We start from the raw sequence: 15855 nt of genomic DNA on the forward strand, positions 1-15855 counted from the left end.
TTCCGCCAGATTGCAGACAACGCGCGTTTCGTCCTTCGAGCCGAACACGGTTGCGTGAAACGCGGGCACGAGCGGCGCGCCCTGGCCGCCTGCGGCGACGTCGCGGCTGCGGAAATCGGCGATCACGTCGATATGCATCATTTCCGCGAGCAGCGCCGGGTTATTGATCTGCCGCGTATAGCCCTTTTCCGGCCGATGCCGCACCGTCTGCCCATGCACGCCGATCGCGCGTACCTCGGCGGCGGACACGTGGCAGCCGCGCAGCAGCTCGTGACAGCACACGGTATATCGCGTGGCGAGCGCGTTGGCGGCGAGCGCCTCGCGTTCGATCTCGTTTTCGCCCGGCTGTTGCAGCGCGAACAGCGCCTCGCGCAGGCCCGCCGCGAAACCGACGAACGCCTCGGCCAGCACCACGGGCGGCTTCCCGTCGGCGAACCGGACGGCCACGCCGTCCACGCCGTCCATGCTCGTGCCTGACATCAATCCAAAGTAGACGCCGTCTGCGGGCTCTTGCGCCACGTTGCTGCTCCTGTCGATGATGAGTTGCGGGTTCATTGCCGCCAGTCGGCCGCTGTTTCTGCCGCCTGTTGGCGAAGGTTGTAGCAGATTATCGGCGCAAGCGCGGTCGAAGATGAAGCGCGTCGCCATGCTTCGCTGGTCGTCCGGCTGCGAATGCCACGCGTATACAGGCGCTCGAGCCCGCTTCAGTGGGCGCGGCGGCGCGCATCTATGGGACAATCTGTTTTTTTCGCGACTTCAAGTTTCCAGCATGAGCACCGAGTCCAACAAGCCGAACCCCGCCGCCCCCGCTTTCCCGATCACCGACGAAGTCCGTCACGCGCTCGCCATTACCAAGCGCGGCGTCGACGAATTGCTGATCGAGGAAGAATTCGCGCAAAAACTCGCGAAGAGCGCGGCTACCGGCACGCCGCTGCGCATCAAGCTCGGGCTCGATCCGACCGCGCCGGACATCCACATCGGCCACACGGTCGTGCTGAACAAGATGCGCCAGTTGCAGGACCTCGGTCACACGGTGATTTTTCTGATCGGCGACTTCACGTCGCTGATCGGCGATCCGTCGGGCCGCAACGCCACGCGCCCGCCGCTCACGCGCGAGCAGATCGAATCGAACGCGAAGACGTATTTCGAGCAGGCTGCGCTCGTGCTCGATCGCGAGAAGACCGAGATCCGCTACAACAGCGAATGGTCGATGCCGCTCGGCGCCGACGGCATGATCAAGCTCGCGTCTCGCTACACGGTGGCGCGCATTCTCGAGCGAGAAGATTTCACCAAGCGTTTCCAGAGCGGCGTGCCGATTTCGATCCACGAATTCCTGTACCCGTTGATGCAGGGCTACGACTCGGTTGCGCTCAACGCCGACCTCGAACTCGGCGGCACCGATCAGAAGTTCAACCTGCTCGTTGGTCGCGAACTGCAGAAGCAGTACGGCCAGGAGCAGCAATGCATTCTGACGATGCCGCTGCTGGAAGGCCTCGACGGCGTCGAGAAAATGTCGAAGTCGAAGAACAACTACATCGGCATCAGCGAAAAGCCGACAGACATGTTCGGCAAGCTGATGAGCATTTCCGACACGCTGATGTGGCGTTACTTCGAACTGCTGTCGTTCCGTCCGATGGACGAGATCGCGGCGTTCAAGCGTGAAGCCGAGGCAGGCCGCAATCCGCGCGATTTCAAGGTCATGCTGGGCCAGGAAATCGTCGCGCGTTTTCATTCGCCGGCCGACGCCGAGCGCGCGCTCGAAGACTTCAACCACCGCGCGAAGGGCGGTGTGCCGGACGATATTCCGGCGGTCGCGCTCGCCGGCGCGCCGCTCGCGATCGGCCAGTTGCTCAAGCAGGCGAACCTCGTGCCGTCGACGAGCGAAGCGCTGCGCAATATCGAGCAGGGCGGCGTGAAAATCGACGGCGCGACCGTCTCGGACAAGGGCTTGAAAGTCGAGGCGGGCGAGTACGTCGTGCAGGTCGGCAAGCGCCGCTTTGCGCGCGTCACGCTGACCGCCTGACTATGACCGTGCGTGCGATGAATCGTAGCGCACAGCCGGAGCCCGTCCGATGATCGCGTTGATCCAACGGGTGCGGCGCGCCGAGGTGCGTGTCGTGGAGGGCGGCAACGAGCGCGTGACCGGCGCCATCGGCGCGGGCCTGCTCGCGCTTGTCTGCGCGGAGCGCGGCGACACGCAAGCCGCGGCCGACCGGCTGCTGGCGAAGGTGCTCGGCTACCGCGTGTTCAGCGACGCCGCCGGCAAGATGAATCTGTCAGTGCAAAACGTGGACGGCGCGGGGCGTGCGGGCGGCTTGCTGCTGGTGTCGCAGTTCACGCTGGCCGCGGACACGAACAGCGGGCTGCGTCCGAGCTTCACGCCCGCCGCGCCGCCGGACGAGGGCAAGCGTCTGTTCGACTATTTCGTGTCGGCGGCGCGCGCGAAACATCCCATCGTCGCGACCGGCGAATTTGGCGCGGACATGCAGGTGTCGCTCGTCAACGACGGCCCCGTCACCTTCTGGCTGCAAACCAACGCCTGAACGTCGCGCGGTTCTTGCGACAATAGCGGCCTGGCACAACCGGCGAACAGCGCCCACTTCGATCCCATGACCACGCAGATCCTGTTTATCCGGCACGGCGAGACCGACTGGAATCGCATCAAGCGCATTCAAGGGCATATCGACATTCCGCTCGCCGAAGCGGGTCTCGCACAGGCGCAGAAACTGGCTCGCCGTATCGCCGATGACGTGAAGCACGGCGCGCGGCTCGACGCGATTTATTCGAGCGATCTGCAACGCGCGCGGCAAACCGCGCAGCCTATCGCCGACGCGCTCGGCTTGCCCGTGCAGTTGCGCGAAGGCTTGCGTGAGCGTTCGTACGGCGCATTCCAGGGCCACGACAGCGACGAAATCGCCGCGCGTTTTCCCGACGAATACGCGCATTGGCAGACTCGCGATCCTGGCTTTGCGCCGCCCGAAGGCGAATCGCTGCGCGTGTTCTACCATCGCGTGTTGCATGCAATTGAGCCGCTTGTGGCCGCGCATCCGGGTGGCCGGATCGCCTGCGTCGCGCATGGCGGCGTGCTCGATTGCGTGCGCCGCTTCGCGTGCGGCTTGCCGCTCGATGCGCCGCGCGACTACCCGCTGTTGAACACGGGCGTGAACGTGGTCGATTACGACGACGGGCGCGCGACGGTGGTGTCGTGGGGCGATGTATCGCATCTCGACGCACCGAGCGCCGACGACAGTTTCAAGAAGGTGCCGGAACCGGGGCGGTAATCAGGCGTTGGATGCGTCGGGCGGTGCGCGTTGCGCCGCCTGCGCGCAGGGCCATGCCGCACGCTGAACTGAACTCAGCCCTCACGCGGCTAAGCCGCACATCAACTGAACTCCCACACCCAATCCGCACTCAACTCGCAGCCGAGTCCCACAAGCCAGGCAGCCCGCTCGACGCTTCCGGCGCCGCAAGCCCGAAGTGCCGGTAAGTGAGCAGTGTCGCCACGCGGCCGCGCGGCGTGCGCTGCAGGAAGCCTTGCTGGATCAGATACGGCTCGAGCACGTCTTCGATCGTGTCACGTTCCTCGCCGATCGCCGCCGCCAGGTTGTCGACGCCGACCGGTCCGCCGTCGAACTTGTGCAGGATCGCTTCGAGCAGCTTGCGGTCCATCAGATCGAAGCCGACCGCGTCGACGTCGAGCATGCGCAGCGCCGCGTCGGCCACTTCCGCGGTGATGTTGCCGTCGGCCTTGACCTCAGCGAAATCGCGCACGCGCCGCAGCAGCCGGTTGGCGATACGCGGCGTGCCGCGCGCGCGCTTCGCAATTTCAAATGCGCCGTCCGGATGAATCTGCGCATTCAGCAGCGAAGCCGAACGCGTGACGATGCGCGCAAGTTCCTCGGCGTTATAAAACTCGAGCCGCGCAACGATGCCGAAGCGATCGCGCAGCGGATTCGTCAGCATGCCCGCGCGGGTGGTCGCGCCGACCAGCGTGAACGGCTGCAAGTCCAGCTTCACGCTGCGCGCGGCTGGCCCTTCGCCGATCATGATGTCGATTTGATAATCCTCGAGCGCGGGGTACAGGATTTCCTCGACGACCGGCGAGAGCCGGTGAATTTCGTCGATGAACAGTACGTCGTTGGCTTCGAGATTGGTGAGCAGCGCGGCGAGGTCGCCCGCGCGTTCGAGCACTGGTCCGGACGTCTGCCGCAGATTCACGCCCATTTCGCGCGCGATGATATGCGCGAGCGTGGTTTTGCCAAGACCCGGCGGCCCGAACAGCAATACGTGATCGAGCGATTCCGAGCGGCGCTTCGCGGCCTCGATAAAGATTTCGAGCTGGCCGCGCACCTTTTCCTGCCCGACATATTCTTCGAGCTGACGAGGGCGCAACGCGCGTTCGAACGCTTCCTCGTTCGGCGAGACGGGCGTGGCCGCGATGATGCGCTCGGCGGCGAGTTTGTCGGTTTCGATCATCCGGTCATTGTACCGCGCGAGGAGCGCGGCGAAACCCGGCCGAATGGCCAGGGTGCGCGGCTTCGCAAACTGTGGAAAGCTTGCTGCATCGGTCGTGCGGCCCGCGCACTGTGAAAAAGCCTCAGGCCTTCGACAAGGCCTTCAACGCAAGCTTGATGCCTTCGGACACGCCCGTGCCGGCCGGCACGTTTTTGACTGCGGCGAGGGCTTCCTTCTCCGAGTAGCCCAACGCGAGCAGCGCATTGAGAATGTCCGACGCGTGACCGGATGCGGACACCGTGCCGGCCATCGCGCCCAGGTCGGCGCCGAGCTTGCCCTTCAACTCGAGCAGCAAGCGCTCGGCCGTCTTCTTGCCGATGCCCGGCACGCGCGTGAGGCGCGCGGCGTCCTGCAGCGTGACCGTCTGCGAGAGCTCGTGCACGCTCATGCCGGAGAGCACGGCGAGCGCCATGCGTGCGCCGATGCCGGAGATCTTCAGCAGCTCGCGGAAGGTCGAACGTTCCTCGGCGGTGCCGAAGCCGTACAACAGGTGCGCATCTTCGCGCACGATCATTTGCGTGAGCAGCACGACGCGCTCGCCAGTGGACGGCAGGTTGTAGAACGTGCTCATCGGCACGTCGACTTCATAACCGACGCCGTTGCAATCGACGAGCAGATGCGGCGGGTTTTTTTCCAGCAGAACGCCGGCAATGCGACCGATCATGGCGAGTTCGAACTTGTGAGAAAGGGCGAGTGTAGCGCAGCGCGTGCCGCGCACCTATCCCACCAGACGCCCGCGTCTGACCCGCAGCCCTTTCTTTGCAAGCGATGGCGCGATGCCGCCGAGCGTGCTCAACGTCGTGCCGCCGTGCGCGTGACAGATCGCCATGCCGAGCGCGTCGGCGGCGTCGGTGCCCGGCACGCCGGAAAGATTGAGCAGGCGCACGACCATCTGCTGCATCTGCTCCTTGGTCGCGCGGCCGTAGCCGACCACCGCCTGCTTCAACTGCAGCGCGGTGTATTCGGCAACCGGCACGCCGCCCGCGACGAGGCCGCAAATGGCCGCGCCGCGCGCCTGACCGAGCAGCAAGGTGGACTGCGGATTGACGTTGACGAACACTTTTTCGATCGCCGATTGATCCGGCGAGTGCTGGCGAATCAGCGTCGAAATGCCTTCGAAAATAGTGCCGAGGCGCGACGGCAGATCGGTGTCGGCGGTCTTGATAACGCCGCTCGCGACGTAGCTGAGCGTGTGTCCGCTTTGGTCGATCACGCCGAAGCCCGTCACGCGCAAGCCGGGGTCGATGCCAAGAATTCTCATGAAGTGCCGCACATGCGGTTAAAGCCAGGTGCCTGCGATACTACAACAGACGCGCCGCACGGCGGCCCGCAAAAGGCGGCGCGGGCGGAATAAAAACTGCTGCGTCTGTCGGAAGGAGGTGATCGGATATGCAGCGCTATGGAAACAGAAGCGGGACATCCGGCGTCGTGGCCTACGAAATCGGCGATAACTTTGTCGCTGCCCGCTTTAACTCGGGCACGACGTATTGGTACTCGAAAAAAAGCGTCGGCGTCAAACACGTCGCGGCGCTCAAGCGGCTCGCGAAACAGGGCGAGGGTCTCGGCACCTACATCAGTCAGCATCCGGAAGTGAGGGACGGCTACGAGCGCAAGGACCCACCGGACTGATCACCTATGACGCCTCACGAACGCCGACGGCCCAACGCTGACCGCCGCAGGAGCACCAAAACAAAACGGCCCGGCGGAAAATTCCACCGGGCCGTTCTATCGTCTCTTACCCTGGACACGGCAAAACAACACGCCGCCGCTCAAGCCAATATCAATGCCGGAAGTGACGCACGCCGGTCAGCACCATCGCGATGTTGTGCTCGTCCGCGGCGCTGACCACTTCGTCGTCGCGCATCGAGCCGCCCGGCTGGATCACGCACGTCGCGCCCGCTGCCACGACCACGTCGAGGCCGTCGCGGAACGGGAAGAACGCATCCGACGCCACCGCCGAACCGGTCAGGGCCAAGCCCGCGTTCTGCGCCTTGATGCTGGCGATGCGCGCCGAATCCACGCGGCTCATCTGACCCGCGCCGACGCCGAGCGTCATGCCGTTGCCGCAGAACACGATCGCGTTCGACTTCACGTACTTGGCGACGCGCCAGGCGAACAGCAGATCGTCCATCTCCTTCGGCGTGGGATGACGCTTCGTCACCACGCGCAATTCGCGCGGCTGCACGTTTTTCGAATCGAGCGATTGAACCAGCAGGCCGCCGCCCACGCGCTTCAGATCGAACGCGTTATGGCCTTCGCCCAGCGCGATTTCCAGCAGACGCACGTTCTGCTTCGCTGCGAAAACCTGGCGCGCTTCGGCGCTGAACGACGGCGCGATCAGCACTTCGACAAACTGCTTGGCCACTGCTTGCGCGGCGGTTTCGTCCACTTCGCGATTGAACGCGATGATGCCGCCGAACGCCGAAGTCGGATCGGTCTGGAACGCCTTCGAATACGCTTCGTTCGCGTCCGCGCCCACCGCCACGCCGCACGGATTCGCGTGCTTGACGATCACGCAGGCCGGCACGTCGAAGGTCTTCACGCATTCCCACGCCGCGTCCGAATCCGCGATGTTGTTGTACGACAGTTCCTTACCCTGCAACTGGTTGTAGTTCGCCAGCGCGCCGGCCGGCACCGACAGATCGCGATAGAACGCAGCGCTCTGATGCGGATTTTCGCCGTAGCGCAAGTCCTGCACCTTGTCGAAGGCGAGGTTGAACGTAGCCGGATAAGCGTTGCGCGACGAGTGTTGCAGTTCGTCGGTGAGGCTCGTCAGATAGTTGGTGATCGCGCCGTCGTATTGCGCGGTGTGCGCGAACACCTTGGTCGCGAGACGGAAGTTCGTCTTGTACGAGACCGCGTTGCTGTTCGCGCGCATTTCGTCGAGCACGACCGCGTAATCAGCGGGATCGACCACCACGGTCACGTCGCGATGATTCTTCGCGGCCGAGCGCAGCATGGTCGGTCCGCCGATGTCGATGTTTTCGATCGCGTCTTCCAGCGAGCACTCTTCCTTCGACACCGTCTGCACGAACGGGTACAGGTTCACGACCAGCAGGTCGATGGTCGGAATGTCGTGCTTCTCGAGCGCCGCCATGTGTTCCGGCAGATCGCGGCGCGCGAGAATGCCGCCGTGCACCTTCGGATGCAGCGTTTTCACGCGCCCGTCCAGCATTTCCGGGAAGCCCGTGTAGTCGGCGACTTCGGTGACGGACAGACCCGCGTCCGCGAGCAGTTTCGCGGTGCCGCCGGTCGACAGGATCTTGACGCCGAGGTCCGACAGCGACTTGGCGAAGTCGACAATGCCGGACTTGTCGGAAACGGAGATGAGCGCTTGCTTGATCATGATGAAGACGAAAAGCCGAAGGGAAACGTGGCAGGGCGCGAGAAAACTAGAACCCGCTACAACAGACCATGCTGTTGCAGCTTCTTGCGCAGCGTATTGCGGTTGATGCCGAGATACTCGGCGGCCAGCGACTGATTGCCGCCGGCCTGCTCGAGCACCACTTCGAGCAGGGGTTTTTCAACGCACGAAATCACCATGTCATAGACGTCGTGCGGATTCGAGCCGTCGAGATCCTGGAAGTAGATGCCCAGGCTGTCGCGGACAGATTGTTCGATATTGTTCTTGCTCATGCAGCTAGTCGGTCGGTGTGGTTCTCGCCCTGGTTGTCGAGCCCGGCATCGCCGGGTGATTCGTCGACGTAGACGAGGCGGTCGGAGATCGCCTTCTGCGCGTCGAAAAATTCGTTGACGGCGAGGAGTTGTTCGCGCGTGCTGTCCAGCGTATTCATGCGATGCCGGAACAGGTTGGCGCCGGAAAGGCCGCGAGTGTACCAGCCGATGTGCTTGCGCGCAGTGCGAACGCCCGTAAATTCGCCGTAGAAACCGTAGTGATCTTGCAGGTGCTCGTTCATGACCTGCTGGATTTCGTCGATGCGCGGCGGCGGCAGCAACTCGCCCGTTTGCAGGAAATGCTCGATCTCGCGGAACAGCCACGGACGCCCCTGCGCCGCGCGGCCGATCATGATCGCGTCGGCGCCCGTCACGGCGAGCACATGGCGCGCTTTTTCCGGCGACGAAATGTCGCCGTTGGCCACGACCGGAATGCGCACCGCCGCCTTGACCGCGGCGATGGTCTCGTACTCGGCGTCGCCGTGATACAGGTCGGCGCGCGTGCGGCCGTGCACGGTCAGCATGGAGATGCCGGCGGCCTCGGCGAGACGCGCGACGTTCAGCGCGTTTTTGTTCTCGCGATTCCAGCCCGTGCGGATTTTCAGCGTGACCGGCACCGCGTCGGGACCGACGCCCACTGCCGCGACCACCGCCTCGACGATGCGCTGCACGAGCGGCTCGTTTTGCAGCAGCGCCGAACCGGCCGCGACGTTGCAGACCTTCTTGGCCGGACAGCCCATGTTGATGTCGATGATCTGCGCGCCGTTCGCGACGTTGTAGCGGGCGGCTTCGGCCATCATGTCGGGGTCGGCGCCGGCGATCTGCACGGCGATCGGCTCGACTTCGCCCGCGTGGTTCGCGCGGCGCATGGTTTTCTCGCTCTTCCACAGTTGCGCGTTCGACGCGACCATTTCCGACACCGCATAGCCCGCGCCGAGCCGTTTGCAAAGCTGGCGGAACGGACGATCGGTGACGCCGGCCATGGGCGCGACGAACAGGTTGTTACGCAGATTGTGCGAGCCGATGGTGGGCATGACGTGGACGCGCGCGCCGCCGATTGTTCGATTCGTCAATCGGAGCATTCGCGAAATGCGAGGGAAAACCGCCATTTTAGCGTTAACAGATAGCCCGCACTTCAATTGCGGGCGTCGTAACCCATTAAATCTTCTATGAAAGTGGCCGGCGTCATAGAGTCGGCGCCGCTCGCGCGAGGGTTCGCGCGAGGGTTCTTGGTTAAGTGGCCCGCGCTTGTCAGCGGCGCTGTCCGAACATCATTTGACGCGCGAGCGCGGTCTTCACCGGCGGCACGAATTCCAACGCGGTGAGCGCAAGCCCGCGCATGATCGCGAGCGGCGCGAAGTCGACGGTGAAAAGGCGCGCGAGCGTGTCGGTGGCGCCGATCGTCAAGCGCCGGTCGAGCGCGCGACGCTGCGCGAAAGTGGCGAGCGCAAGCGTCGTCGGGCCTTCCGCCGACAATGCGTCGGCGAGCGCGTGCGCGTCGCGCAAACCCAGATTGAGCCCTTGGCCCGCAACCGGATGCAGCGTCTGCGCGGCATTGCCGATGGCGACGACCCGGCCGCTCACCTGCGTATCGACGGCGTTCAACCCGAGCGGGAACGACGCCCGTCCCTTGATGTGCGTGAAGCGTCCCATGCGTCCGCCGAATGCGGCGCCGAGTTCGCGCAGGAATTCGTCGTCGGGAAGCTGCGCGCGGCGCGCGGCTTCTTCGGGCGCGCAGCACCAGACGAGCGCGTAGTCGGCGCCGCGCACGCCGCCCATCGGCAGCAAGGCAATCGGGCCTTCCGGCGTGAAGCGTTCCCACGCGACATGCGGTTGCGGCGTCGACACGCTCACCGTGCCGACCAGCGCCGTTTGCCCGTAGTCGCGTGTGCCGGGTTTATCGGCGCCTTTGTCCGCGCCATTTGTGGCGCTGTCTCCCTCGCGCTTTCCAGCCTTCTGCGCACCCCGCTGATCACCGAACAAACCGCCTTCCGCGCTCACCAGAATGCGCGTGCGCAGCCGGCGCGTGACGCCCGCGGTTTCGATCGGCAGCGTGACGCCGTCGTGTTCCTGAACCGGCGCCGCGGCGGACGTCGAACGGAACCAGTGGACTCGCGTTGCATGCACCGCTTCGGCCAGGCCGTGCACGATCGAGCCGTAGCGCAGCACGTAGCCGAGCGCCGGCAGTCCGTGCTCGCCGTGATCGATCAGCGTGCGGCCGAAGTGTCCGCGCTGCGAGACATGGATGCGCTGGATCGCGGTTGCGTCGGCGGGCCAGCGCAGCGGTTCGAGGATCATGCGGCTGCCGTGCGAGACGGCGATCGCGCGCGGGTCCGCGATCGAATCTTCGGGCTCGCGTGCGTCGATCAGCGCGATCTTCAGCTCGCGCGTCGCGCTGCGGCGCGCGAGCCAGCCGGCAAGCGCGAGTCCGACCGGCCCCGCGCCGACGATCGTCACGTCGAAATCGAAATGCTGATTGAGCGCCGCGGGCTTCAGGATGACCGTGGACGGAGAAGCATCGTTCATGGCCGGTTACGTCCTTGTCTGCTGAGCCGCGCGGGCTTCCTGCATCAGCGCCTCGATTTCGTCGGCGGCCACCGGCACGTCGCGGGTAATCAGTTCGCAGCCCGTTGGCGTGACGATCGCGTCGTCCTCGATGCGGATGCCGATGTTCCAGTAGCGCTCGGGCACGCCTTCGGCCGGCCGGATGTACAGGCCGGGCTCGATAGTCAGCGTCATCGACGCCTGCAGTGTGCGCCACGGCAGCACGCCTGCCTCGTCGCGCGGCGCGCCGCGCTCGCGGTAGTCGCCGACATCGTGCACGTCCATGCCGAGCCAGTGGCCGGTGCGGTGCATGTAGAAGGGCGCGTAGGCGCGCTCGGCGATTACGTCGTCGACGGAAGCGAACTTCGCACGGTCGACGATGCCCGTGTCCAGCAAGCCTTGCGACAGCACGCGCACGGCCGCCTGATGCGGGTCGTCGAAGGTCGCGCCGGCGCGCGTCGCGTCGACGGCGGCCTGCTGCGCGGCCAGCACGATGTCATACAGCTCGCGCTGCGCCGGCGTGAAGCGGCCGCTCGCCGGGAAAGTGCGCGTGATGTCGGACGCGTAGCCGTCGAGTTCGCAGGCCGCGTCGATCAGAATCAGGTCGCCGTCCTGCGCAATCGCGTTGCCGGCCGGGTAGTGCAGCACGCACGCATTCGCGCCCGCGGCGACGATCGACGTGTAAGCGGGCGCCTGCGCGCCGAACTTGCGGAAGGTGTAGAGCAGCTCCGCTTCGAGTTCGTACTCGCGCACGCCGGGACGGCACGCGGCCATCGCCCGGCGGTGCGCCTGCGCGGAAATTTGTCCGGCGCGGCGCATGATGGCGAGCTCGTGGTCGTCCTTGATGAGCCGCATCTCGTCGAGTAACGGCAGCAGATCGCGCGCGGCCGTGGGCGCCGCGACGCCGCTGCGGCCCTGCGTCCGCACGGCTTCGAGCCAGCCGCGCACCTGGCCGTCGAGTTCGTCCGACATGCCGAGCGCGTAGTGCAGCGACGGCTTGTCCGCGAGAAGCCGCGGCAGGTGTGCGTCGATTTCGTCGAAGGGAAACGCGGCGTCAAACCCGAACGCGACACGCGCGCCGTCGGGCCCGAAACGGAAACCTTCCCAGATCTCGCGCTCGACGTTTTTCTCGCGGCAGAACAGGATCGACGCGGGCTCGCCGGGAGCGGCGCTTGCGTCGAGCACGAGCAGCGCCTCCGGTTCGGTGAAGCCGGTCAGGTAGTAGAAGTAGCTGTCGTGCCGGTAGGGGTAGTCGGCGTCCCGGTTGCGCAGCGCTTCGGGCGCGGTCGGCACGATGGCGACGCCGCCGCCCGCTGCACGCAGCGCGGCGAGTACGCGCTCGCGGCGCGTGCGGTAGACGTCGATGGCGATGGTGGGTTCGGTCGGCTGGTTCATCGTGCGATTGTAGCGCCCAATGCGCGGACGAATTTGCGCCGGCGCGTTGGGGCGGCGCGTTGCGCGGGCGCGCGGGATTGGTCGGGGCCAAACCGCCCCTTGGCCATTCAGCCAGCTAGACGGCGCGCGCGCGGCGCGGCAATGTTGCAATCCATCCACAGCGACTGAGCGTGCGGCTCGCGAAGCGGGCGCGGGGCGCTCGCGCACGCCGCTCAGCACTTATACTTTCGCCGGATTCAGAAAAAGGCAGATGGCAATGATGAAACTCATCGGTTCGCTCGCCAGCCCGTTCGTGCGCAAAGCGCGCATCGTGCTGGCCGACAAGAAGATCGACTACGAGCTGGTGCCCGAGAACGTCTGGGCGCCGGACACCCGCATTCATACCTTCAATCCGCTCGGCAAGGTGCCGTGCCTTGTGATGGAAGACGGCGAAGCGGTGTTCGACTCACGCGTGATCTGTGAGTACGTGGACACGCTGTCGCCGGTCGGCAAGCTGATTCCGCAATCGGGACGCGAGCGCATCGAGGTGCGCTGCTGGGAAGCGCTCGCCGACGGTCTCCTCGACGCCGCCGTGCTGATTCGCCTCGAAAGCACGCAGCGCACGCCGGAGCAGCGCGTCGACGCCTGGGTGGCGCGCCAGCAGCGCAAGATCGACGAAGCGCTCGTCGCGATGTCGCAAGGGCTCGCGGCCAAGCCGTGGTGCGCGGGCAATCACTACACGCTCGCCGATATTGCGGTGGGCTGCGCGTTGGGCTATCTGGATTTCCGCATGCCGGAGCTGAACTGGCGCGATGCGCATCCGAATCTCGACAAGCATTTTCAGAAGCTTTCGCTGCGCCAATCGTTTATCGATACTGCGCCGGCCAACTGAGCAGCTAAATAAAAGCGAAGTTGCTAACGGGTAAGGCAAGTTTGCAAAATTGCGTTAATCGTACTTTCAAAGTCATGAATTAAAGCTTTCAGTTGTGGTAAAAAAGCGCCTGCCCTCAGGCGCTTTTTTTCGTCTGTCGCGTGGGCAATGGTCATGCAGTCAACATATCCGGCGTTTTCGCGCCGATATGCGCCGTTGCAAATGGGCGGCGAGTCCATCGCGCCGTCGAACGAATAACACCACAAAGAGACTTTCATAATGAAACCGTATCGCCTTGTTATTGCCGCTTCCGTCTGCTCGCTGTTTGCCGCGTGTTCCAGCGTCAGCAACCTGGACCCGTCTTCGCTGATTCAGTCCGGCCAACTGGCCACGCAGGCCGCCACGCTGTCGGACGCCGACGTGCGCGCGCTCACCGACAAATCGTGCGCGCAACTCGACAGCGAAAACACAATTGCGCCGGCCAACAGCAAATACCAGAAGCGCCTGAACAAGATCGCCGCGCAACTGGGCGACAACATCAACGGCACGCCGGTGAATTACAAGGTGTATGTGACGAAGGACGTCAATGCCTGGGCGATGGCGAACGGCTGCGTGCGCGTCTACAGCGGCCTGATGGACATGATGAACGACAACGAAGTGCGCGGCGTGGTCGGCCATGAAATGGGCCACGTGGCGCTTGGCCACACGAAGAAGGCGATGCAGGTCGCGTATGCGACGTCGGCGGTGCGTTCGGTGGCGTCGTCGGCGGGTGGCGTTGCAGGCGCGCTGTCCGGCTCGCAATTGGGCGAGTTTTCGGAAAAGCTGATTAACGCGCAATTCTCGCAAACGCAGGAAAGCGCCGCCGACGATTATTCGTTCGATTTGCAGAAAAAGAAGAATCTCGATCCGTCGGGTCTCGTCACGGCGTTCAACAAACTCGCGCAAATGGACGGCGGTAAATCGAGCATGCTGAGTTCGCATCCGGCATCGCCGGCGCGTGCGCAGCATATTCAGCAGCGCATTGCGTCGAATCAGTAAGCCTGGTTTGAGCGGATGAAAAAACGCGCGCTGGCGGTTATGCCGCAGCGCGCGTTTTTTATTGCTGTGCTTTTTATGGCTCTTTTATCGCTTACTGCCCGCCATTTCCCGCGTCACCGTTTTTGCGACGCCTGATGCCCGGCCCGAACGCAAAGCCGAATGCCAGCAGCAATAACGAAACCGCGAGCACCGTGTTATTGCCGCTCGTCACATACGGCGTGCGGCCGGCTGTGCCTTGCACGGTGACGTCGAGCGAGCCGATCGTGTAGGGCGCGAGCTTGCCAAGCACCTTGCCGTTGGCGTCGATGGCGGCCGTCGTGCCGGTGTTGGTCGCGCGCAGCATCGGCCGGCCGGTTTCCAGCGAACGCATGCGCGCAATCTGCAGATGCTGCTCGAGCGCGATCGTGTCGCCGAACCACGCGAGATTCGTCGAGTTGATCAGCACGCCCGGCGGCGTATCGCTTTCGCGGATCGTCCGCGCAATCTCTTCGCCGAAAATGTCCTCGTAGCAGATGTCGACCGCGACCGGCTGGTTATGCACGACGAACGGCTTCTGCACGGGGCCGCCGCGCGCGAAATCGCCGAGTGGAATATTCATCAGATTGACGAACCAGCGAAAGCCCCACGGCACGAATTCGCCGAACGGCACGAGGTGATGCTTGTCGTAGCGGTAAATATCGCGCGTGCCGGGCGTGACGCCGAACAGGCTGTTCGTGTAGTCGACCACGCGGCCCTCGGGCGTGACCGAGCCGCCGACAGCGCCGAACAGGATCGCGCTGCCCGTCAAATCGGCGAAGCTGCGCACCGCCGACGCAAACGGCACCGGCAGTTGCTGCGCGAGCACCGGAATAGCGGTTTCCGGCGTGACGATCAGATCGGCCGGCTTCGAGGTGATCATCTGCTGATACTGGTCGATGGCGGCGCGCACACCCGCTTCCTCGAACTTCATGTCCTGCTTGACGTCGCCTTGCAGCAGACGCACGGTCAGCGGCGCGTTGGCCGGCACCGTCCACTTCGCGAGCGGCAGCAGCAGGCCGGCCGCGATCAACGCGACTGCGATACCGGCCGGCACCGCGACACTCGCCGCGTTTGCGCTGCCGCGCGTGTCGCCGCTGCTTGCCGACGTTTCGCGAGACGCCCGCGAACGGCGCAGCAACGCGAGCAACGCCTGCACGATCAGCGCGGCCACGAGTGCGAGCATCCAGCCGACGCCGTACACACCCGCGAGCGGCGCGAATCCGGCGAACGGGCCGTCGACTTGCGCATAGCCGCTCGCGAGCCACGGAAAGCCGGTGAACACCGTGCCGCGCAGCCATTCGCCGATAGCCCATGCACTCGCGAAGGCGAGCGCGCCATGCCACGTCGGCGAAAACGGCATGTCGACCGCGGACTTGCCGTTGCGCGCGTGACCCGCGCAAAACGACCAGACGCCCGCGGCAAGAGCGGGATACAGCGCGAGGTAGAGCGAAAACAGCACGAGCGCAGCGCCGGCGAGCGGCGCGGGCATGCCGCCGAAATCATGCATGCTGACGTAGAGCCACCACACGCCGCTCACGAAGTTGCCGAAGCCGAACGCGCCGCCCGTCAGCGCGGCGCTTTTCCAGCCGGTCGTGCGCGTCAGCCAGCCGAAGAGGAACACGAAGATTGCCAGTTCGAGCCAGCCGCCGTGCGGCGTCGGCGCGAACGACAACGTGTTGGCCGCGCCGGCCGCGAGCGCGACGAGGTAATGCCAGCGAGGCAGCGCACGCACGCCCGTCGGTCGCGCGGCGGTCGTGTTCACGCCGCGGCGCGAGGAGGAAGTGATCGGGTCGGCCATTGTTGCGCGGTCGGCGAGAGGA

The 15855-nt window shown here is 64.9% G+C and carries 16 protein-coding genes; 6 read left to right on the plus strand and 10 right to left on the minus strand.

What is annotated here, in order from left to right; genetic code table 11:
* On the minus strand, window positions 1–519 hold a 519-nt coding region (locus BGRAMDRAFT_RS16395; RefSeq protein WP_044021261.1), incomplete at its 3' end, for an anhydro-N-acetylmuramic acid kinase.
* A 250-nt stretch (window positions 520–769) separates the two neighbouring features.
* Here BGRAMDRAFT_RS16395 and tyrS point away from each other — a divergent pair.
* The 3 genes from tyrS (at window position 770) to BGRAMDRAFT_RS16410 (ending at window position 3281) form a co-directional block, all read left to right on the plus strand.
* On the plus strand, window positions 770–2023 hold the full coding sequence (gene tyrS, locus BGRAMDRAFT_RS16400) for a tyrosine--tRNA ligase (RefSeq protein ID WP_006049907.1): 1254 nt from the start codon (window positions 770–772) through the stop codon (window positions 2021–2023).
* 49 nt (window positions 2024–2072) lie between these two features.
* Entirely contained in the window at window positions 2073–2543 is a 471-nt protein-coding gene (dtd, locus tag BGRAMDRAFT_RS16405) for a D-aminoacyl-tRNA deacylase (RefSeq protein ID WP_006049908.1), read from the plus strand.
* Window positions 2544–2609: 66 nt separating this feature from the next.
* Entirely contained in the window at window positions 2610–3281 is a 672-nt protein-coding gene (locus BGRAMDRAFT_RS16410) for a histidine phosphatase family protein (RefSeq protein ID WP_006049909.1), read from the plus strand.
* 130 nt (window positions 3282–3411) lie between these two features.
* On the opposite strand, the gene ruvB is transcribed toward BGRAMDRAFT_RS16410, so the two are convergent.
* The 3 genes from ruvB to ruvC all read right to left on the minus strand — a co-directional run bounded on the left by ruvB (window position 3412) and on the right by ruvC (window position 5776).
* Window positions 3412–4476: a Holliday junction branch migration DNA helicase RuvB gene (gene ruvB / locus BGRAMDRAFT_RS16415; protein WP_006049910.1), complete on the minus strand. Its 1065-nt coding sequence runs from the start codon at window positions 4474–4476 to the stop codon at window positions 3412–3414.
* A 121-nt stretch (window positions 4477–4597) separates the two neighbouring features.
* Entirely contained in the window at window positions 4598–5179 is a 582-nt protein-coding gene (ruvA, locus tag BGRAMDRAFT_RS16420; RefSeq protein WP_006049911.1) for a Holliday junction branch migration protein RuvA, read from the minus strand.
* Between the two features lie 54 nt (window positions 5180–5233).
* On the minus strand, window positions 5234–5776 hold the full coding sequence (gene ruvC, locus BGRAMDRAFT_RS16425; protein ID WP_006049912.1) for a crossover junction endodeoxyribonuclease RuvC: 543 nt from the start codon (window positions 5774–5776) through the stop codon (window positions 5234–5236).
* A gap of 128 nt (window positions 5777–5904) precedes the next feature.
* On the opposite strand from ruvC, the gene BGRAMDRAFT_RS16430 reads away from it, so the two are divergent.
* Entirely contained in the window at window positions 5905–6144 is a 240-nt protein-coding gene (locus tag BGRAMDRAFT_RS16430; protein WP_006049913.1) for a hypothetical protein, read from the plus strand.
* A 151-nt stretch (window positions 6145–6295) separates the two neighbouring features.
* On the opposite strand, the gene purH is transcribed toward BGRAMDRAFT_RS16430, so the two are convergent.
* The 5 genes from purH to BGRAMDRAFT_RS16455 form a co-directional block, all read right to left on the minus strand.
* Window positions 6296–7861 carry a bifunctional phosphoribosylaminoimidazolecarboxamide formyltransferase/IMP cyclohydrolase gene (purH, locus tag BGRAMDRAFT_RS16435; protein ID WP_006049914.1) on the minus strand — a complete coding sequence of 522 codons (1566 nt, stop codon included), beginning with the start codon at window positions 7859–7861 and terminating at the stop codon, window positions 6296–6298.
* A 56-nt stretch (window positions 7862–7917) separates the two neighbouring features.
* Window positions 7918–8151 carry a Fis family transcriptional regulator gene (locus tag BGRAMDRAFT_RS16440; RefSeq protein ID WP_006049915.1) on the minus strand — a complete coding sequence of 78 codons (234 nt, stop codon included), beginning with the start codon at window positions 8149–8151 and terminating at the stop codon, window positions 7918–7920.
* Complete coding sequence (gene dusB / locus BGRAMDRAFT_RS16445) at window positions 8148–9224, minus strand: tRNA dihydrouridine synthase DusB (RefSeq protein WP_044021263.1); 1077 nt, start codon at window positions 9222–9224, stop codon at window positions 8148–8150. The genes BGRAMDRAFT_RS16440 and dusB overlap by 4 nt, the downstream gene beginning before the upstream one ends.
* 217 nt (window positions 9225–9441) lie before the next feature.
* The gene (locus BGRAMDRAFT_RS16450; RefSeq protein ID WP_006049917.1) at window positions 9442–10716 is read right to left on the minus strand and encodes a UbiH/UbiF/VisC/COQ6 family ubiquinone biosynthesis hydroxylase; all 1275 of its coding nucleotides are present in this window, start codon (window positions 10714–10716) and stop codon (window positions 9442–9444) included.
* Window positions 10717–10722: 6 nt separating this feature from the next.
* On the minus strand, window positions 10723–12129 hold the full coding sequence (locus BGRAMDRAFT_RS16455) for an aminopeptidase P N-terminal domain-containing protein (RefSeq protein WP_006049918.1): 1407 nt from the start codon (window positions 12127–12129) through the stop codon (window positions 10723–10725).
* Window positions 12130–12385: 256 nt separating this feature from the next.
* On the opposite strand from BGRAMDRAFT_RS16455, the gene BGRAMDRAFT_RS16460 reads away from it, so the two are divergent.
* The gene (locus BGRAMDRAFT_RS16460; protein ID WP_006049919.1) at window positions 12386–13000 is read left to right on the plus strand and encodes a glutathione S-transferase C-terminal domain-containing protein; all 615 of its coding nucleotides are present in this window, start codon (window positions 12386–12388) and stop codon (window positions 12998–13000) included.
* A gap of 258 nt (window positions 13001–13258) precedes the next feature.
* Window positions 13259–14017, plus strand: a complete 759-nt coding sequence (gene loiP, locus BGRAMDRAFT_RS16465; RefSeq protein WP_006049920.1) for a metalloprotease LoiP — start codon at window positions 13259–13261, stop codon at window positions 14015–14017.
* A gap of 91 nt (window positions 14018–14108) precedes the next feature.
* Here the strand turns inward: loiP and lnt are convergent, their stop codons facing one another.
* Window positions 14109–15833 carry an apolipoprotein N-acyltransferase gene (gene lnt / locus BGRAMDRAFT_RS16470; RefSeq protein WP_006049921.1) on the minus strand — a complete coding sequence of 575 codons (1725 nt, stop codon included), beginning with the start codon at window positions 15831–15833 and terminating at the stop codon, window positions 14109–14111.
* Window positions 15834–15855: the final 22 nt, after the last annotated feature.

This window comes from Paraburkholderia graminis C4D1M (genome assembly GCF_000172415.1).
Taxonomy (GTDB): domain Bacteria; phylum Pseudomonadota; class Gammaproteobacteria; order Burkholderiales; family Burkholderiaceae; genus Paraburkholderia; species Paraburkholderia graminis.